This is a genomic window from Streptomyces sp. NPDC045956 (assembly GCF_056430705.1).
This window is the reverse complement of the sequence record NZ_JBWKKZ010000004.1, coordinates 530,042-548,999: the sequence shown is the minus strand read 5'-3', so window position 1 is coordinate 548,999 and position 18,958 is coordinate 530,042. Positions and strand designations below refer to the sequence as shown.

The window sequence follows — 18,958 nt, the reverse complement described above, 5'->3', positions numbered from 1 at the left end:
GCCCCGACGGCACCATCGCCCACGCCGAGAACCCGCCCAAGAAGTACCAGGACATCTACCCCATCGCCTTCGACGCCGACCTGGAGGGCCTGGTCGCCGAGACCGTCCGCGTCCTGCGGCACTGGATGGACCACGGCGTGCGGATCTTCCGCGTCGACAACCCCCACACCAAACCCGTCGTGTTCTGGGAGCGGGTCATCGGCGAGATCAACGCCGCCGACCCCGACGTCATCTTCCTCGCGGAGGCCTTCACCCGCCCCGCGATGATGCACACCCTGGCCCAGATCGGCTTCCAGCAGTCCTACACCTACTTCACCTGGCGCAACACCAAACAGGAACTGACGGAGTACCTCACCGAACTGACGGGGGAGGCCGCCTCCTACATGCGGCCCAACTTCTTCGCCAACACCCCCGACATCCTGCACGCCTACCTCCAGCACGGCGGCCGCCCCGCCTTCGAGGTCCGCGCCGTCCTGGCCGCCACCCTCTCCCCCACCTGGGGCATCTACAGCGGCTACGAACTCTGCGAGAACACCCCCCTGCGCGAAGGCTCCGAGGAATACCTCGACAGCGAGAAGTACCAGCTCACCCCCCGCGACTGGGCCGCCGCCGAACGCGAGGGCCGCACCATCGCCCCCCTCGTCACCAAGCTCAACACCATCCGACGGGCCCATCCCGCGCTGCACCGGCTCAGGAACCTCCGCTTCCACCGGACCGACAACGACGCGCTCATCGCGTACAGCAAGCGCGAGGGGTCCGACGTCGTGCTGGTGGTCGCCAACCTCGACCCCCGCCATCCGCAGGAGGCCACGATCACGCTCGACATGCCGCAGCTCGGCCTCGACTGGCACGAGTCGGTGCCGGTCCACGACGAACTCACCGGCGAGACCTACCACTGGGGCCGGACGAACTACGTGCGCCTGGAGCCCGGCCGGGCCCCCGCTCACGTCTTCCACGTCCGGCGGCCGTCCGCCGCCGTTCCCCCGAAGGGAAGGTCAGCAGCCTCATGAGCGTGAACGAGCCCGTACCGGACAAGTTCGAGGACACACCCGCCAGGGACCGGGACCCGGACTGGTTCAAACGAGCCGTCTTCTACGAGGTCCTCGTCCGCTCCTTCCAGGACAGCAACGGCGACGGCGTCGGCGACCTCAAGGGCCTCACCGCCAAGCTGGACTACCTCCAGTGGCTCGGGGTGGACTGCCTCTGGCTGCCGCCCTTCTTCAAGTCACCGCTCCGCGACGGCGGTTACGACGTCTCCGACTACACCGCCGTCCTGCCCGAGTTCGGCGACCTGGCCGACTTCGTCGAGTTCGTGGACGCCGCCCACCAGCGCGGTATCCGCGTGATCATCGACTTCGTCATGAACCACACCAGCGACCAGCACCCGTGGTTCCAGGAGTCCCGCAAGAACCCCGACGGCCCCTACGGCGACTACTACGTCTGGGCCGACGACGACACCCGCTACTCCGACGCCCGCATCATCTTCGTCGACACCGAGGCGTCCAACTGGACCTTCGACCCGGTCCGCGGCCAGTACTACTGGCACCGCTTCTTCTCCCACCAGCCGGACCTCAACTACGAGAACCCGGCCGTCCAGGAGGAGATCCTGGCCGCCCTGAAGTTCTGGCTGGACCTCGGCATCGACGGCTACCGGCTCGACGCCGTCCCCTACCTGTACGCCGAAGAGGGCACCAACTGCGAGAACCTGCCCGCCAGCCACGCCTTCCTGAAGCGCGTCCGCAGCGAGATCGACGCCCACTACCCCGACACCGTGCTGCTGGCGGAGGCCAACCAGTGGCCGGAGGACGTGGTCGACTACTTCGGCGACTACGCGGCCGGCGGCGACGAGTGCCACATGGCCTTCCACTTCCCGGTCATGCCCCGCATCTTCATGGCCGTGCGCCGCGAGTCGCGCTACCCGGTCTCCGAGATCCTCGCCAAGACCCCGGCCATCCCGTCCAACTGCCAGTGGGGCATCTTCCTGCGCAACCACGACGAGCTGACCCTGGAGATGGTCACCGACGAGGAGCGCGACTACATGTACGCGGAGTACGCCAAGGACCCGCGCATGCGTGCCAACATCGGCATCCGCCGGCGGCTCGCCACCCTGCTGGACAACGACCGCGACCAGATCGAGCTGTTCACCGCGCTGCTGCTCGCCCTCCCGGGATCACCGATCCTCTACTACGGCGACGAGATCGGCATGGGCGACAACATCTGGCTCGGCGACCGCGACGCGGTCCGCACCCCGATGCAGTGGACCCCCGACCGCAACGCCGGCTTCTCGACCTGCGATCCGGGACGCCTGTACCTCCCCACCATCATGGACCCGGTCTACGGCTACCAGGTGACGAACGTCGAGGCCTCCATGGCCTCGCCGTCCTCCCTGCTGCACTGGACCCGCCGCATGATCGAGATCCGCAAGCAGAACCCGGCCTTCGGCCTCGGCACCTACACCGAGCTGCCCTCCTCCAACCCCGCGGTGCTGGCCTTCCTGCGGGAGTACGAGGACGACCTGGTGCTGTGCGTGAACAACTTCGCGCGGTTCGCGCAGCCCACCGAGCTGGACCTGCGGGAGTTCGCCGGACGCCATCCGGTCGAGCTGTTCGGCGGGGTCCGCTTCCCCGCCATCGGCGAGCTGCCGTACCTGCTGACCCTCGGGGGCCACGGCTTCTACTGGTTCCGGCTCACCCGAGTCGCATCCCGCATCGGCCGCCGCGTTTGAGTTCGGGCCGAGGAAAGGACGCGTCACCATGCCGAAGACCGCATCCCTGCGCCGCGGACGCGGGCAGCGCGCCGAGCCCATGGCGTCACTCGGCGAGCTGCTGCGGGAGTGGCTGCCGCGCCAGCGCTGGTTCGCGGGCAAGGACCGTCCCGTGGCCGAGCTGGGTCTGCTGTCGATGACCGAGCTCTTCCCGGGCTGTCTGCACCTGCTGGTGCACACCGGGCACGGCCCGGTGCCCGCTCCGGGCGGCGCCCCCGAGGCCGGGGACTGCTACCAGCTGCTGCTGGGCGTGCGCGAGCAGCCCTCGCCGCGGCTGGGCCGGGCGCTGATCGGGCAGGTGCAGGACGGCCCGCTGGCCGGCCGGACGGTCTACGACGCGCTGCACGACCCCCGGTCGGCCCAGCTGCTCCTGGAGCGGCTCAGGCAGCCCGGCAAGGCGGGCCCGCTGCGCTTCGAGTCCGACCCCTCGCGGCCGGTGCCCGGCGGACTCGTGCCGCGGCTGCTGGACGCCGAGCAGTCCAACTCGTCGCTCATCTACGGCGACGAGTTCATCCTGAAACTGTTCCGGCGCATCCAGCCGGGCGTCAACCCCGACCTCGAGGTGCCCGACGCGCTGGCCCGCCAGGGCTGCGGCCGGGTCCCGGCGCCGGTGGCGTGGATGCGGACGACCCGCCCGTACGAGGCGACGCTCGGTGTGCTCCAGCCCTTCCTGCACGACGCCTCCGACGGCTGGACCCTCGCCCTGGACGCACTGGCCGCGGGGGACGACTTCACCGTGCAGGCCCACGAGCTGGGCCGGGCCATGGCCGACGTGCACCTCGCGCTGGCCTCGGCCTTCCCGGCCGGTCCGGCCGGGGAGAACGACCGGACCGCCGCGGCGATGACCGAGCGGCTCACCGCCGCCGCGCACTGCGTCCCGGCCCTGCAACCCTTCGTCCCCGGGCTGCGGGCGGCCTTCGCGGCGCTGTCCACCTGCGACTCCGGACCGCCCGCCCAGCGCATCCACGGCGACCTGCACCTGGGACAGGTGCTGCGGGCCGGCCGGGACTGGTTCGTCATCGACTTCGAGGGCGAGCCGTCCCGTCCGCTGTCCGAACGGCGCAGCGCCCACTCCCCCGTGCGGGACATCGCGGGCATGCTGCGCTCCTTCGACTACGCCGCCCGGCAGCGCCGCCCGTGGCGCCCCGAGTGGGCGCGCCGGTGCCGGGAGGCCTTCTGCGCGGGCTACGCCGCCCGCGCCGGGTGGGACCCCCGTAAGAAGCACGGCCTGCTGCGCGCCTACGAGACGGACCGCGCCGTGTATGAGGTGCTGTACGAGGCGCGGCACCGCCCCGACTGGCTTCCCGTACCCATGGCGGCGATCGAACGACTCGCCGTGAGAGGAGACTGACCCGTGGCCCTCCGCGACACCTCGCTCCCCGAGCCGTCCGGTCCCGTCCCGTCCGCCCCCGGCGCGTACGGCACCGCACCGCCCCTGGACCCCGTAGACCGGGGCCGCCTCCTGGCGGGCGCCCACCACGACCCGCACGCCCTGCTCGGTGCCCATCCGGTGCCCGGCGGCATCGCCTTCCGGGCGCTGCGCCCGTTCGCCCGCGAGGTCGGCGTGGTGGTCGACGGGCAGCGCCACGCCCTGGTGTCGGAGGAGGACGGCCTGTTCTCCGCGGTGCTGCCGCTGCCGGACATCCCGGCGTACACCCTGGTGGTGACGTACGCGGAGGGCGAGCAGGAGACGCACGACCCGTACCGCTTCCTGCCCGCCCTCGGCGAGCTGGACCTGCACCTGGTCGGCGAGGGGCGGCACGAGCAGCTGTGGCGGGCGCTGGGCGCCGAGCCGATGACCCACGAGGGCGTCACCGGCACCCGGTTCACCGTGTGGGCGCCGAACGCGCAGGGGGTGCGGGTCGCCACGGACTTCACCCACTGGGACGGCACGGCGTTCCCGATGCGCTCGCTCGGTGCCTCCGGGGTGTGGGAGCTGTTCCTGCCGGGCGTCGGTGAGGGAACCAAGTACAAGTTCGAGATCCACTCCCGCCACGGGCACCGGTTCCTGAAGGCCGACCCCATGGCGCGCCGTACCGAGGAGCCCCCGGACACCGCGTCCGTCGTGACCGCCTCGCACTACGCGTGGGACGACGCCGCGTGGATGCGCACCCGCGCCGACCGGCCCGTGCACGAGGCTCCGTTCTCCGTGTACGAGGTGCACCTGCCGTCCTGGCGGCCGGGGCTGACCTACCGCGAGCTGGCCGACGTGCTGCCCGCCTACGTCAGCGACCTGGGCTTCACCCACGTCGAGCTGATGCCGGTCGCCGAGCACCCCTACGGCCCGTCCTGGGGGTACCAGGTCACCGGCTTCTACGCGCCGACCGCGCGGCTCGGCTCGCCCGACGACTTCCGGTACCTGGTCGACGCCCTGCACCGGGCGGGCATCGGCGTGATCATGGACTGGGTGCCGGCGCACTTCCCGAAGGACGACTGGGCACTGGCCCGCTTCGACGGGGAGCCGCTGTACGAGCCCGGGGACGAGCGGCGCGCGACCCACCCGGACTGGGGGACGTACACCTTCGACTTCGCGCGGACCGAGGTGCGCAACTTCCTCGTGGCCAACGCGGTGTACTGGTGCGAGGAGTTCCACATCGACGGGCTCCGCGTCGACGCGGTCGCCTCGATGCTCTACCTGGACTACTCGCGCGACTCGGGCCAGTGGGAACCCAACCGGTACGGCGGCCGGGAGGACCTGGCGGCCATGGCGTTCCTCCAGGAGATGAACGCGACCGTCTACCGGCGCTGCCCGGGCGTGGTGACCATCGCCGAGGAGTCGACCGCGTGGGGCGGGGTGACCCGGCCGACCGACACCGGCGGACTCGGCTTCGGCCTGAAGTGGAACATGGGCTGGATGCACGACTCGCTGGAGTACGTCGCCCACGAGCCGGTGCACCGCAAGTACCACCACCACGAGATGACCTTCTCGATGGTGTACGCCTACAGCGAGAACTACTGCCTGCCGATCTCCCACGACGAGGTCGTGCACGGCAAGCAGGCGCTGGTGTCGAAGATGCCGGGCGACTGGTGGCAGCGGCGGGCCAACGTCCGCGCCTACCTCGGCTTCATGTGGGCCCACCCCGGCAAGCAGTTGCTGTTCATGGGCCAGGAGTTCGCGCAGGGCGCGGAGTGGTCGGAGGAGCAGGGCCCGGAGTGGTGGCTGCTGGACGAGGGCTACCACTCGGCGGCCGACCACCGCGGGGTGCAGGACCTGGTCCGCGCGCTCAACACCCGCTACGCGCAGCTGCCGGCCCTGTGGCAGCGGGACACCGACCCGGCCGGTTTCCGGTGGGTCGCCGTGGACGCGGCGGAGGACAACGTGTTCGCTTTCCTGCGTTTCGACGCGGCCGGCGCTCCCCTGCTGGCGGTGACGAACTTCTCCCCGGTCGTGCGGCACGGCTACGCGCTCGCCGTCGGCGACGAGGCCGTCGCCTGGCAGGAGGTCCTCAACACCGACGCCGTGGAGTACGGCGGCAGCGGGGTGGCCAACGCCGACCCGGTCAAACCCGAGGACGGCAGCATCACGATCACGCTGCCTCCGCTGGCCACGGTGTGGCTGAGGCCGTACACGGTGTGAGACGGGGCGGCGCGTCGAGGTGTCCGGCCGCCCCGCCGGGGCATTCGGTGGTCCTACGAAGGGGACGACCTCGTCGTCGCAGCCGGGCCCACAGAAAGGCGACATCACGTGCGCACCGTCGGAGTGGAGGAGGAACTTCTCCTGGTCGACCCCGATAACGGCGAGCCGCGGGCACTGTCCGCCGCCGTCCTCGCCCGGGCCTCGCTCGACGACGCGGAGCAGGACGTCTTCGAGAAGGAACTGCACGAGCAGATGCTCGAGTTCGCCACGCACCCGCAGGCGGACATGGACGAGCTGCACGCGGAGATCGTGCGCTGCCGCAAGGAGGCCGGGCGGCACGCCGGCGGGATCGGCTGTGCCGTCGCCGCACTCGCCACGTCGCCGCTGCCGGTCACCCCTTCCATCGGCATGAACCGCCGGTACGACTGGATGGCCGACCAGTACGGCGTGGTGGTCCACGAGCAGCTCGTCCTGGGCTGCCACGTGCACGTGTCCGTGGAGTCCGACGAGGAGGGCGTCGCGGTGATCGACCGGGTGCGGCCCTGGCTGTCCGTGCTCACCGCGCTGAGCGCGAACTCCCCGTTCTGGCAGGGCCGGGACTCCTCGTACAGCAGCTACCGCAGCCGGGTCTGGCAGCGCTGGCCGTCGGCCGGTCCGACGGAGCTGTTCGGCTCGGCGGAGACCTACCACCGGCGGGTCGCGGACATGGTCGCCACCGGCACGATCCTCGACGAGGGGATGATCTACTTCGACGTCCGGCTCTCCCGGCGGTACCCGACGGTGGAGTTCCGGGTCATGGACGTCTGCCTGGACGCGAGCACCGCCGCGCTCATCGCCGCGCTGGCCCGCGCCCTGGTCGAGACGGCGGCGCGGGAGTGGCGGGAGGGCAAGGAGCCGGCCGGGCACAGCGTGAGCCTGCTCCGCCTCGCGGCCTGGCGGGCCGCCCGCTCCGGGCTGACGGAGGAACTGCTGCATCCGGAGACGATGCGGCGGATGCCGGCCGAGACGGTCCTGCGGGCGCTGCTGGAGCACGTCGAGGAGGCGCTGGCGGCCGACGGCGACCTGGAGCGGGTGCGGGACGGCGTCGAGAAGCTGCTGCGGGACGGCAACGGCGCCCGGGTGCAGCGGGAACTGCTGGAGCGCACGGGCAGCCTGCGGGACGTCGTCACCGAGTGCGTGCGCCGTACGCAAGCGGCGTGAGGCGTCCCGCGGCCGGGAGGCGGCCGGTCCGCTCTCAGAGCATCAGGACCAGGGCGTAGCCGAGGAAACCCGCGGCGACGAGCGCCACGAGGACGAGGATCATCGCCAGCGGCGCCTTGGCCCAGCCCTTGGGCGGGTTGTTCCCCTCCCACGGCCCGGCCTCGGACATGCTGCTCTCCCCCGGCGGGGTCTCGCCGGGCGGCACTCCCCCGCCGGGCGTCAGGCCGGTGGTGCGATCGGGTTCCGGATCGGGATTCGTGTATCTCATGACGACCGGGTCCCCCGATCCGCCGAGATCACCGGGCGGGAACACTTCTGCCGTCCCGGCCCCCCGTCGTCTGCGGCTCGGCTAGATTCCGAGCACCGCCGACGACGGCGCTCGTCGGTGCCCGTCGGTGCTCGCCCGGTCCACCGTCCGCACACGTCAGGAGCCAGCGCATGCGCGACCTCGCACTCGCTCCCCCGGCCGTCCCGCCCCTGACCGGCGGGCTCGCCGACAGCCTCTTCGAGACGGCCGCCCGTGAGCCGACCCTGCCGATGCTCGCCCGCCGCGCCCACCCGGGCTCCGCCGACTGGCAGGAGGTGACGGCCGTGGAGTTCCGCGACGAGGTCGTCGACCTCGCCAAGGGGCTGATCGCGTGCGGGATCGCGCCGGGCGACCGGGTGGCCATCCTGGCCCGCACCCGGTACGAGTGGACGGTCTTCAGCTACGCGCTGTGGGCGGTGGGCGCCGAGGTCGTGCCGATCTATCCGACGTCCTCGCGCGACCAGGTCGAGTGGATCCTGCGGGACGCGGGCTGTGTGGCCGTGGTCGTCGAGGACGAGCAGAGCGTGATGACCGTCGGTTCGGTGTGCGCGTCGCTGCCGTCGCTGCGCCACGTCTGGCAACTGGACGCCGGCGCGCTCGACACGATCGTGGCGCGGGGCGAGTTCCTGCCGTACACCACGGTCGACTCCATGCGCCGCATCGTGCTGCCGGACTCCACCGCGGTCGTCGCCTACACCTCGGGCACGTCCGGCCACGCCATGGGGTGCGCGCTGAGCCACCGTGGGCTGGCCAGCCCGTGCGACACGCTCCTCGCCGGCTGGGGCCACACGGTGGCGCCGCCGGGTGAGCAGGGCGCGGTCCTCGCCTTCCTGCCCTTCTCGCACGTGTACGGGCTGATGATCCAGAGCCTGTGCGTCCGGGGCGGGCTGCTCATGGCGCACGAGCCCGCGATGACCGACGAGGCGCTCTCCTCGGCGCTGCGCACCTTCCGCCCCACGTACCTCTACGCCGTCCCGTCGGTCCTGGAGAAGCTCTACAAGACCTTCCTGCGCACGGCCCAGCAGGCGGGGCGGGGGGCGCTGTTCGAGCGGGCCGCCGGCACGGCGCGCGACTTCGCCGCCGCGCTGGAGCGCCAGCGGCTCGGCCGGGGGACGGGGCCCGGCCTCGACCTGCGTCTCCAGCACGCCCTGTACGAGCGGACGGTGTACCGCCGGCTGCGGACCGCGCTGGGCGGCCGGGTGCGCCGGGCGACGTCCGGCGGTTCACCGCTCAGCCGCGAGCTGTCCCTCTTCTACGAGGGCATCGGCGTGTACGTCCACGACGGCTACGGGCTGACGGAGACCAGCGGCGGGCTGACGATGCAGCCGCTCGGCCGGGAGAAGTCCGGCACCGTCGGGCAGCCGCTGCCCGGCACGGAGATCCGGGTGGCCGACGACGGGGAGATCCTGGTGCGCGGGCCCTCGATGTTCCAGGGGTACGTGGGCGACGAGGCCGCCACCCGTCGGGTGCTGCGCGACGGCTGGCTGGCCACCGGGGACATCGGACACCTGGACGAGGAGAACTACCTGGCGATCACGGGCCGCAAGAAGGACGTCATCATCACCAGCGGCGGCAAGAGCGTGGCCCCGGCCGCCCTGGAGGAACGGCTGCGCATGCACCCCCTCGTCCACCAGGCCGTGGTCGTGGGCGACAACCGGCCCTGCGTCGGCGCGCTGATCACGCTCGACCCGGCGTTCCTGACGCACTGGCGGGCGGGCCTGGCCCTGCAGGCGGACGCCCCGGCCCGCGAGGCACGGGAGGAGAACGCGCTGCGCGAGGAGGTCGCGCGGGCCGTCGCCGCGGCCAACAGTGCCGTGTCGCGTTCGGAGTCCATCCGGGTCTTCCGTGTCCTGCCCGAGCCGTTCGACGTCGCCAACGGGCTGCTCACACCGTCGATGAAGCTCCGGCGGGACGAGATCGTGCGCACCTACGCCTTCGAGATCGACGCCATGTACGAGGCCCGCTCCCGCCGGCCGCCCCAGGTGCCGCTCGCGGAGCAGGCCGGCTGGGAGGACGCGGACAACGTGTTCCTGCGCTGACGTACGCGGTGGGTGACGCCCCGGTGACCGGCGGCCCCGGGCGCGGGCTCCGGCACGAGGAGGCGCGTAGGGTCGCCCCGCTCGGGAACTAAGAGACGAAAGGAGTACGAAGAAGGGACAACGCCCGGCCGAGGCCGGGCCGGGAAGGCGAGATGGCAGCCGAGCCGCGTTGGGACAGGACACTGGCTTCCGAGGAGATCACGAACCGCACCGCCAGCTTCACCGGGGAACTGCACAATGTGACCGGTGCGCGCCTGGTCGCGGAGGAGTTCCTCTTCGATCTGGCCCGGGCGGCGCCGCCCTCGGCCCCCGAGCACTGGGACGACATCCTTCTCGTCGTCACGGAGCTGGCGGCGAACGCGGTGCAGTACGCCCCCGGGCCCTTCCAGCTGCGGCTGCGCCGCACCTTCGACGGGGTGCACGTGGTCATGCACGACACCAGCACCACGGAGCCCGCGCCGCGCGCCTTCCACCCGAACAGTGGCGGCGGCGGCATCGGCTGGCATCTGATCCACACCCTGTCCGACCAGGTGAGCGTGGTCACGGGCGAGCGGGGCAAGGACATCCACGTCTTCCTGCCCTGGTGACCGGGGCCGTGGCCGGGGCCAGGGCCGTCGCGGTCAGCGGGCGCCGGCGTCCCGCAGCGGCACCAGCGCGCTGATGGTCTTGCCGCCCTCCGGGCGGCGGTCGACCGCGACGTCCCGGGCCAGGCGGGCCACGAGCGGCCAGCCGTAGCCGCTGCCGCGGTGCGTGGTCGGGAAGGCCCGCACGGCCGGGGGCACCACCGCGCTGTTGTCGTGCACGGCGATCCACAGGCCCTCGCCCGTCGGCCGGGCCTCGAAGCCGGCCAGTCCCTCGCCGTGCCGGATGGCGTTGGTGACCAGTTCCGAGACCACCAGCAGCAGGTCGATGACGTCTTCCTCCCGCACCCCGCGGCCCGCCCCCCATTGCGCGCGGGCCACCGACTCCGCGTAGGCGCGAGCGGTGGCCGCGTTGGTCACGGAGCCCGCCCCCGGTGCCTGGGCAGGGGGCGGGCTCACGCCGGCCGAGGCCGTGCTGATCCCGTCGATCGGTTCCATGTCAGTGGTGTCCCTGGGGTTCGCCGTACTGTCGTTCGGCACCGGGTCAGTCCGCGGTGGTCTCCCGCGGCGGCAGCCGATGGTAGTAGTCGCCGACGGACGCCAGATACTCCCGGTCCATCGTCTCGCTGTCGGTCCGGAACCGGGGTGCGGCCTTGACCTCCGCCCGGGTGCAGGCCACCGTGACCGTGCGGGCCTCGGTGTCGATGCCCCTGACCACGCCGACCGGCACGAGTACGCTCCGGCCGAAGACCCAGACGCCGGTGTCGACGACCAGGTGCCGCATGCCGTAGTGCTCGGCCTCACGGTCCACGTGACCGATGGTGCCGTCGCCGGCGACGACGGTGCAGCCCGTCAGGTCCTGCCCCTCCAAGTGACCGCTGCCCACCGCGTACGACCAGATGCTCTCCATCGGCACGCTTTCCCTTTCCTCCCGTTTCGGTGACTGCGGGGCCGGGCGGACGCCACGGGCCGGACCGGCTCCACAGCAGCGGATACCCGGCCCGGGCCTCCGCATTCGGCCGGTCGCGGATCGGTCGCGGCAAAATGCGGCCGGGTACCCAGAAGCCGGTTGCCCATGCGCGTCGTGCCCCGTCCGGGCTCCGTTCTCCACCTCCTGGCGCCCCGCTTTGGTGCACACCCCGCACCTGGGTTAGCCTCTGGCGTATTTTTTCTCCTAGGGCAGATCCGTGAACTGCGGAAATGCGCGCACGACAGGCCGGACCGCACAACGGTCCGGAGGGGGTTCCGAGTCCTCGCTCCGAGGGCTCCTGGGGAGCGGAACGAGGGTGCGAATGACCAGCGACAGCACCGGAACCGTGGAAGCGGTTCCGGGCGATCAGGAGTTGCGCCGTCTGCTGGCGGGCCTGACCGCCGTACGGGACGGCGACTTCGGCACCCGTCTGCCGGACGAGGCGGACGGCCTGATGGGTGACATCGCCAAGGTCTTCAACGGCATGGTGGACCAGTTGTCCGTGTTCACCTCGGAGGTCACCCGGGTGGCCCGCGAGGTCGGCACCGAGGGGACCCTCGGCGGGCAGGCCAGGGTGCCGGGGGTGTCGGGCACCTGGGCCGACCTGACGGACTCGGTCAACGCCATGGCGGGCAACCTGACCACCCAGGTCCGCGACATCGCCCAGGTCGCCACCGCCGTGGCCAAGGGCGACCTGTCGCAGAAGATCGACGTGGACGCCCGCGGCGAGATCCTGGAACTGAAGAACACCATCAACACGATGGTCGACCAACTCTCCGCCTTCGCCGACGAGGTCACCCGCGTCGCCCGCGAGGTCGGCACCGACGGACGGCTCGGCGGCCAGGCCGACGTGCAGGGCGTCAAGGGCACGTGGCGCGACCTCACCGACTCGGTGAACTTCATGGCGGGCAACCTGACCAACCAGGTCCGCAACGTCGCCCAGGTCGCCACCGCCGTGGCCAAGGGCGACCTCTCGCAGAAGATCACCGTGGACGCCCGCGGCGAGATCCTGGAACTGAAGAACACCATCAACACGATGGTCGACCAGCTCTCCGCCTTCGCCGACGAGGTCACCCGCGTCGCCCGCGAGGTCGGCACCGAGGGCAACCTCGGGGGGCGCGCGCAGGTGCGCGGCGTGTCGGGCACCTGGAAGGACCTGACCGACAACGTCAACTCCATGGCCAACAACCTCACCGGCCAGGTGCGCTCGATCACGCAGGTCGCCACCGCCGTGGCGCGCGGCGACCTCTCACAGCGGATCACGGTCGAGGCCAAGGGCGAGGTCGCCGCGCTGGCCGACGTCATCAACACGATGGTCGACACGCTCTCCGCTTTCGCCGACGAGGTCACCCGCGTCGCCCGCGAGGTCGGCACCGAGGGACGGCTCGGCGGCCAGGCGCACGTGCCGAACGTCGCCGGCACCTGGAAGGACCTCACCGACAACGTCAACTCCATGGCCAACAACCTCACCGGCCAGGTGCGCAACATCGCGCTGGTGACGACGGCGGTGGCCCGGGGCGACCTGTCGAAGAAGATCGACGTCGACGCGCGCGGCGAGATCCTCGAACTCAAGACGACCATCAACACGATGGTCGACCAGCTCTCCGCCTTCGCCGACGAGGTCACCCGCGTCGCCCGCGAGGTCGGCACCGAGGGACGGCTCGGCGGCCAGGCGGAGGTCGAGGGCGTCTCCGGCACCTGGAAGCGCCTCACGGAGAACGTCAACGAGCTGGCGGGCAACCTCACCCGGCAGGTCCGCGCGATCGCGGAGGTCACGTCGGCCGTCGCCGAGGGCGACCTGACGCGCTCGATCAACGTGGAGGCCTCCGGGGAGGTGGCCGAGCTCAAGGACAACATCAACGCGATGGTGCAGTCCCTGCGCGAGACCACCCGGGCCAACCAGGAGCAGGACTGGCTGAAGACCAACCTCGCCCGGATCTCCGGCCTGATGCAGGGGCACCGCGACCTGCCCGTGGTCGCCGAGCTGATCATGGACGAGCTGGTGCCGCTGGTCGCCGCCCAGTACGGCGCCTTCTACCTGGCGGAGGAGGGCGAGAAGGGCCCCGAGCTGCGCCTGGTCGGCTCGTACGGCTATCCGGAGGACTCGTCCAAGCCCTCCCGCATCGCCTTCGGCCGCACCCTGGTCGGCCAGGCCGCGCGCAGCCGGCGCACCATCGTGGTGGACGAGCTGCCGCCGGGCTACGTGACCATCTCCTCCGGGCTCGGCGAGGTGGTGCCCACCGCGCTGGTGCTGGTGCCCATCGTGGTCGAGGGGCAGGTCCTCGGCGTCATCGAGCTGGCGTCGGTCGCTCCGTTCACGCAGATCAACCGGGACTTCCTGGAACTGCTGATGGAGACCATCGGCGTGAACGTCAACACGATCGTGGCCAACGCGCGCACCGACGAGCTGCTCGCCGAGTCCCAGCGCCTGACCGCCGAACTGCAGGCGCGCTCGGCCGAACTCCAGGTGCAGCAGGAGGAGTTGCAGCGCTCCAACGCCGAGCTGGAGGACAAGGCGTCCTTGCTGGCGACGCAGAACCGGGACATCGAGGCGAAGAACCTGCAGATCGAGCAGGCGCGCCAGGAGCTGGAGGCCCGTGCCCAGCAGCTGTCGCTGGCCTCGAAGTACAAGTCGGAGTTCCTGGCGAACATGAGCCACGAGCTGCGCACCCCGCTGAACAGTCTGCTGATCCTCGCCCAGCTCCTCGCGCAGAACCCGTCGCGCAACCTCACGCCGAAGCAGGTCGAGTACGCGGGCATCATCCACTCCGCGGGCTCGGACCTGCTCCAGCTGATCAACGACATCCTGGACCTGTCGAAGGTCGAGGCGGGGAAGATGGACGTCTCCCCCGAGCGGGTGACGCTGCGGCAGCTCATCGAGTACGTCGAGGCCACCTTCCGGCCCATGACGACGCAGAAGGGCCTGGAGTTCACGGTGTCGACGGCCACCGGGGCGCCGGCGGACCTGCTGACGGACGACTCCCGGCTGCGTCAGGTGCTGCGCAACCTGCTGTCCAACGCGGTGAAGTTCACCGAGCGGGGCGGGGTGGAGCTGGCCGTCGAGCCGGCCCACGACGACGAGGTGCCGCCGGGCGTGGTGCGGGGCGGTGCCGTCGTGGCCTTCCGGGTGAAGGACACCGGCATCGGCATCCCGGAGCAGAACCTGGAGTCGATCTTCGGCGCCTTCCAGCAGGCGGACGGCACGACCAGCCGCAAGTACGGCGGTACCGGACTCGGCCTCTCCATCACCCGGGAGATCGCCCAGCTGCTCGGTGGCGCCGTCACCGTCGACAGCACGCCCGACCGGGGCAGCACCTTCACCCTGTTCCTGCCCGCGGCCCGGCCCGACTTCGAGGACCTGCTGGCGCGAGGCTCGGACCACGTCCCGGCCGAGTCGCCGGCCGACGTGCTCACCCGCCCGGCGCCGGTGCCCGAGCTGACCAGCGGCCCGCGGCAGCGCCCGAGGCGGCTGCTCGTCGTCGAGGAGCGTCCGCGCGGTCTGCTGACCCTCGTGGCGGAGAGCGTGATCACCGACCTGGCGCACGGACGGGACGACGCGGGCGACCGGCCGCCCCTCGACGTCATCACGGCCGTGGGGGCGCAGGAGGCCGCGGGCGCGCTGGCGGACGAGCCGTGCCACTGCGTCGTCCTGGAGCTGGGCATGCGGGACGGCGAGGCGTCTCGCTTCCTGCGGGCCCTGCGGGGTGACTCGGCGCTGGCGAGCGTGCCGGTGCTGGTGCACAGCGGTCACCGTGCGGACGCGGCCCTGGAGGAGAGCCTGCTCTCGGACGGGCAGGACGGGGCGCTGGAGTTCCTGTCCAGCCTCGACGAGCTGCGGGAGCGCATCGCGCTGCACCTGGCCGCCGAGGAGCCCGGGGACGTGCTCTCCCTGGTCCGGCCGGAGGAACCGCAGCACCTGGCCCCGCAGAGCGTGGACGACCCGTCGGCCGGGCGCACCGTCCTCGTCGTCGACGACGACGCGCGCAACCTGTTCGCGCTCAGCGGCATCCTGGAGCTGCACGGTTTCCGGGTGCTGCACGCGGAGAACGGGCGGCGGGGCATCGAGACGCTGGTGGACCACCCGGAGATCGCGCTCGTCCTCATGGACGTGATGATGCCGGAGATGGACGGCTACACGGCGACCGCCGAGATCCGAAGGATCCCCCGGTACGCCGAGCTGCCGATCATCGCCGTCACCGCGAAGGCGATGCCGGGCGACCGGGAGAAGAGCCTCGCCTCGGGCGCCAGTGACTACGTCACCAAGCCGGTCGACACCCAGGACCTCATCGCCTGCGTCCGACGGTGGCTGCCCGCATGAGCGCACCGGCCCCCGTCCCGTACACCGGTGGGCCGGGCGGTGCGCGGCGTGTCGCGTCCTGCACCGTGGCGGTCTCCAGTCGAGGAGCGTCCCCATCGTGAGCAAGTCCGAGCAGCCCAGCGAACCGGTCGGCGAGACGCCGCCGGAACCCTCCGACGCGCCGCCCGCGGTCTCCGGGCCGCCGTCGTCCGGTGCGGTCGAGGGACCGGCCGCCGACCTGCGCGGCATGACCCCGGTGTCCCCCGTGGGCCGGCTGGCGGCCACGGTGGACCGGCTCAGCCGCGAGGTCCGCGCCGCCCAGGCGGAGGCGGAGGGGCGGGCTCTGATAGAGCTGGCCAAGGGCATCCTGGTGGCCCGGCTGGGGTGCGGTCCGGCCGAGGCCGCCCGCCAGCTCGCCGAGCTGGCCGAGCAGTCGCAGGTGACCCCGCTGGAGTTCGCGGTCGACGTCATCAACCAGGCCGCCCGGGACCGTATGTCGGAGGTGACGGACGCCTTCCTCGCCGCCACCGCCGCCGTGCAGAGCGAGGACGCCGCCGCCGACGGGGACGCGGCGGCGGAGTCGGCCGCGGTGCGCCTGCGTGCGGCAGAGAGCGGCGCGCTCGCCGCGGACGACACCCAGGCCGTCGCCGACGCCCTGCTGGAGCAGGCGCTGCGCCCGCTCGGCGCGGCCGCCGTGGCCATCTGGGCGGCCGGGTCGGACGGGTCGCTCACGCTGGCCGGCAGCGCGGGCTTCTCCGCGGCCGAGGCCGCCCGCTGGCGCTACGTGCCACCGGACGTGGCGACGGTGGCCCGGTCGGGACTGACCGAGCGCGCGGGTCAGTGGTTCACCTCCCTGGCCGGGACGAGCCTGCCCAGCATGGGCCGGCACCAGTACCCGGACGGCGGCAGGGTCGCGGTGCCCGCCGGTACCGGCGGGCGCATCCACGGCGTCCTGGAGATCGCCTGGCCGGCGCCGCTGGAACCGCAGCCGCCCCAGGTGGTCCGGCAGGTGGAGGCGCTGGCGGAGCTGTGCGCGCACACCCTGGAGTCGTACACGCCGGCGCCCGGCGCCGGGCAGGAGCCGCGGGTCATGCCGGACGCGGTGGAGCTGATGGACCTGGCCGACGGCCTGTACGACCCGGCGCTGGTCCTGGTGCCGCACCTGGACGCGGACGGGCACCTGGCGGACTTCCGCATCCAGCACGTGAACAAGCGGTTCCTGGATCCCGCCGGGCGGCCCCGGGCCGTCGTGGGCGGCGCGCTGCTGCTGGAGGCCTACCCGATGGCCGCCGGGGACAGCGAGCTGTTCCGCAGCGTGGAGCGGGTGTACGCCACCGGCGAGCCGTTCCGGGCCCGGCGCATGAACCTGACCGCCCTGGTGGACCAGGTGCCGTTGTCGGCGGTCGCGGACATCAGCGTGAGCCGGCACGGCAACGCCGTGCTGCTCATCTGGCGCATCGAGGACGAGACGGCCCGGCTGGCGAGCCTCCTCCAGCACGCCCAGCGCCTCGGGCGCATCGGCGGCTTCGAGGAGAACCTGCTGACCGGTGAGATCACCTGGAACGGCCAGCTCTTCGACCTGTACGGCCGCCCGCAGACGAGCGTGCCGGTTCCGATGGAGGAGCTTGCCGCGCACGCCCACCCGGACGACGCCGTCACCATCGGCCGGTTCCTGCGGACGCTGCTGCACCACCGGCGGCCGGCGTCGGCGGCGTTCCGGCTCCAGCGGCCCGACGGCGTCACCCGGCACGTGCGGGTGGTGGCCGAACCGGTCCTGGACACCGACGACCGCCTGCTGGTCGTGCGCGGGGCCTACCAGGACATCTCGGCCCAGCACTGGACCGAGGTGGCGCTCGCCGCGACCCGCGACCAGCTGGCCCACACCGAGCAGCAGGCCATCGAGCGCAACCGGCTGACGCTCCAGCTCCAGCACGCCATCATGCCGCCGACCCAGAGTCCGCTGAAGGTGCCGGACCTCCAGGTGGCCGTCCGGTACCGGCCCGCGGAGACGGAGCAGCTGGTGGGCGGTGACTGGTACGACGCCGTGATGCTGCCGAACGGGCTGGTGCTGCTGTGCGTGGGGGACGTGGCCGGGCACGGCATAGAGGCCGCGACCAGCATGGTGGTGCTGCGCAACGCGCTGCGCGGCCTCGCGGTGACCGGTGCCGGGCCGGGGCAGCTGCTGTCCTGGCTGAACATCGTGGCGCACCACCTGACGGGCGGGGTGACCGCCACGGCGGTGTGCGGCCTGTACGACCCGTCCCTGCGGACGCTGCGCTGGGCCCGGGCGGGGCATCTGCCGCCGGTCCTGGTCCGGGGCGCTGCGGCCCAGCCGCTGCCGCTGGTGCGGGGCATGCTGCTGGGCGCGGTGGCGGAGGCGGCGTACGAGGAGGACGAGGTGCAGCTGGCCGGCGAGGACACGCTGCTGATGTACACCGACGGCCTGATCGAACGCCGTGACCGCCCGGTGGAGGAGTCGTTGGCCCAGTTGCTGAGCACGGCCCGTCGGGCGCCGATCACCCTGGACCAGCACCTCGACCGGCTGCTCACCTACAGCCGGTCCGACACGGACGACGACACGTGTCTCGTGGGCATCCGGGTCGGGTGACGCACGGCACGCGGTCCCGCTTCCGAGCGGGCAGGTGTGGAGATCCGATTCGGGGGTAAACGCGGGGCGCGGTGGGACATGACGTCCCGCCGCGCCGGCCGCTTTGTTGGAGGTACACGTGCCCATAGCCCAGAACCCGCTGTCCGTAGAGGTGTCGCTGCCGCGGGAGGATGTCGCGCTGCTCAAGGTGGAGGGCTACCTGGACGTCGACACGGCGACCGAGTTCCAGCACCATCTGGCCAACCAGCTGCACCACGGGCGACGGCACTTCCTGCTGGACCTGTCGGAGGTCCCGTTCATGGACTCATCCGGCATGAACATCATCCTGCGGGTCTACCAGGAGGCGCGCGAGCTGCCGGGCAGCGTGCACATCATCTCGCCCACCCCGGCGGTGCGGCGGGTCCTGGACCTGACGGGGGTCAGCATCACCGTGCCGGTCTCCGACAGCGTCGACGAGGCACTCTCGCGCGTCGACGCGCTGCCGGGCGGACCCCAGGTGCCCGAGGCCTGAGACCGGTCCGTCGCCGCTCACCCGGGAGCAGGTGTCGTACGAGGTCGGCGGGTGGTTACAGTGGTCGCCCGGCAGGATCACATCGCCGTCACGTTGCCTGCGGG

General features: G+C 72.1%; 13 protein-coding genes. 10 read left to right on the top strand and 3 right to left on the bottom strand.

Going from position 1 to position 18,958, the window contains the following annotated elements:
• From AC07FV_RS14700 to AC07FV_RS14680, 5 genes are all read left to right on the top strand, one after another.
• The coding region (locus AC07FV_RS14700) for an alpha-amylase family glycosyl hydrolase (protein WP_479087352.1) at window positions 1-1,010 on the top strand (1,010 nt) is incomplete at its 5' end.
• Complete coding sequence (treS, locus tag AC07FV_RS14695) at window positions 1,007-2,725, top strand: maltose alpha-D-glucosyltransferase (protein ID WP_479087351.1); 1,719 nt, start codon at window positions 1,007-1,009, stop codon at window positions 2,723-2,725. The genes AC07FV_RS14700 and treS, both read left to right, overlap by 4 nt.
• A gap of 28 nt (window positions 2,726-2,753) precedes the next feature.
• The gene (locus AC07FV_RS14690) at window positions 2,754-4,115 is read left to right on the top strand and encodes a maltokinase N-terminal cap-like domain-containing protein (protein WP_479087349.1); all 1,362 of its coding nucleotides are present in this window, start codon (window positions 2,754-2,756) and stop codon (window positions 4,113-4,115) included.
• A gap of 3 nt (window positions 4,116-4,118) precedes the next feature.
• Window positions 4,119-6,341 carry a 1,4-alpha-glucan branching protein GlgB gene (glgB, locus tag AC07FV_RS14685; RefSeq protein WP_479087347.1) on the top strand — a complete coding sequence of 741 codons (2,223 nt, stop codon included), beginning with the start codon at window positions 4,119-4,121 and terminating at the stop codon, window positions 6,339-6,341.
• Window positions 6,342-6,449: 108 nt separating this feature from the next.
• Window positions 6,450-7,541, top strand: coding sequence for a glutamate--cysteine ligase 2 (locus AC07FV_RS14680; protein ID WP_479087345.1), 1,092 nt, complete (start codon window positions 6,450-6,452; stop codon window positions 7,539-7,541).
• A gap of 34 nt (window positions 7,542-7,575) precedes the next feature.
• Here the strand turns inward: AC07FV_RS14680 and AC07FV_RS14675 are convergent, their stop codons facing one another.
• Window positions 7,576-7,809 carry a DUF6480 family protein gene (locus AC07FV_RS14675; protein ID WP_383649508.1) on the bottom strand — a complete coding sequence of 78 codons (234 nt, stop codon included), beginning with the start codon at window positions 7,807-7,809 and terminating at the stop codon, window positions 7,576-7,578.
• 170 nt (window positions 7,810-7,979) lie between these two features.
• Between AC07FV_RS14675 and AC07FV_RS14670 the strand changes: the two genes are divergently transcribed.
• Window positions 7,980-9,887, top strand: a complete 1,908-nt coding sequence (locus tag AC07FV_RS14670; RefSeq protein ID WP_479087344.1) for an AMP-dependent synthetase/ligase — start codon at window positions 7,980-7,982, stop codon at window positions 9,885-9,887.
• Window positions 9,888-10,039: 152 nt separating this feature from the next.
• Entirely contained in the window at window positions 10,040-10,474 is a 435-nt protein-coding gene (locus AC07FV_RS14665; protein WP_384700741.1) for an ATP-binding protein, read from the top strand.
• Between the two features lie 33 nt (window positions 10,475-10,507).
• On the opposite strand, the gene AC07FV_RS14660 is transcribed toward AC07FV_RS14665, so the two are convergent.
• Both AC07FV_RS14660 and AC07FV_RS14655 read right to left on the bottom strand, forming a co-directional pair.
• The gene (locus AC07FV_RS14660) at window positions 10,508-10,966 is read right to left on the bottom strand and encodes an ATP-binding protein (RefSeq protein WP_479087343.1); all 459 of its coding nucleotides are present in this window, start codon (window positions 10,964-10,966) and stop codon (window positions 10,508-10,510) included.
• Window positions 10,967-11,012: 46 nt separating this feature from the next.
• Window positions 11,013-11,378 carry a PRC-barrel domain-containing protein gene (locus AC07FV_RS14655; protein WP_356610808.1) on the bottom strand — a complete coding sequence of 122 codons (366 nt, stop codon included), beginning with the start codon at window positions 11,376-11,378 and terminating at the stop codon, window positions 11,013-11,015.
• 382 nt (window positions 11,379-11,760) lie between these two features.
• On the opposite strand from AC07FV_RS14655, the gene AC07FV_RS14650 reads away from it, so the two are divergent.
• The 3 genes from AC07FV_RS14650 (at window position 11,761) to AC07FV_RS14640 (ending at window position 18,854) form a co-directional block, all read left to right on the top strand.
• Entirely contained in the window at window positions 11,761-15,756 is a 3,996-nt protein-coding gene (locus AC07FV_RS14650) for a HAMP domain-containing protein (protein ID WP_479087341.1), read from the top strand.
• 97 nt (window positions 15,757-15,853) lie between these two features.
• Window positions 15,854-18,343: a SpoIIE family protein phosphatase gene (locus tag AC07FV_RS14645; protein ID WP_479087340.1), complete on the top strand. Its 2,490-nt coding sequence runs from the start codon at window positions 15,854-15,856 to the stop codon at window positions 18,341-18,343.
• A gap of 118 nt (window positions 18,344-18,461) precedes the next feature.
• Window positions 18,462-18,854, top strand: coding sequence for an STAS domain-containing protein (locus AC07FV_RS14640; RefSeq protein ID WP_479087338.1), 393 nt, complete (start codon window positions 18,462-18,464; stop codon window positions 18,852-18,854).
• Window positions 18,855-18,958 lie beyond the last annotated feature (104 nt).

Bases quoted from the DNA above. Each gene is read 5' to 3' on its own strand.
- AC07FV_RS14650 (WP_479087341.1), top strand. From the start codon at position 11,761: ATGACCAGCGACAGCACCGGAACCGTGGAAGCGGTTCCGGGCGATCAG.
- AC07FV_RS14665 (WP_384700741.1), top strand. From the start codon at position 10,040: ATGGCAGCCGAGCCGCGTTGGGACAGGACACTGGCTTCCGAGGAGATC.
- AC07FV_RS14675 (WP_383649508.1), bottom strand. From the start codon at position 7,809: ATGAGATACACGAATCCCGATCCGGAACCCGATCGCACCACCGGCCTG.
- AC07FV_RS14670 (WP_479087344.1), top strand. From the start codon at position 7,980: ATGCGCGACCTCGCACTCGCTCCCCCGGCCGTCCCGCCCCTGACCGGC.
- AC07FV_RS14690 (WP_479087349.1), top strand. From the start codon at position 2,754: ATGCCGAAGACCGCATCCCTGCGCCGCGGACGCGGGCAGCGCGCCGAG.
- AC07FV_RS14660 (WP_479087343.1), bottom strand. From the start codon at position 10,966: ATGGAACCGATCGACGGGATCAGCACGGCCTCGGCCGGCGTGAGCCCG.
- AC07FV_RS14655 (WP_356610808.1), bottom strand. From the start codon at position 11,378: ATGGAGAGCATCTGGTCGTACGCGGTGGGCAGCGGTCACTTGGAGGGG.
- treS (WP_479087351.1), top strand. From the start codon at position 1,007: ATGAGCGTGAACGAGCCCGTACCGGACAAGTTCGAGGACACACCCGCC.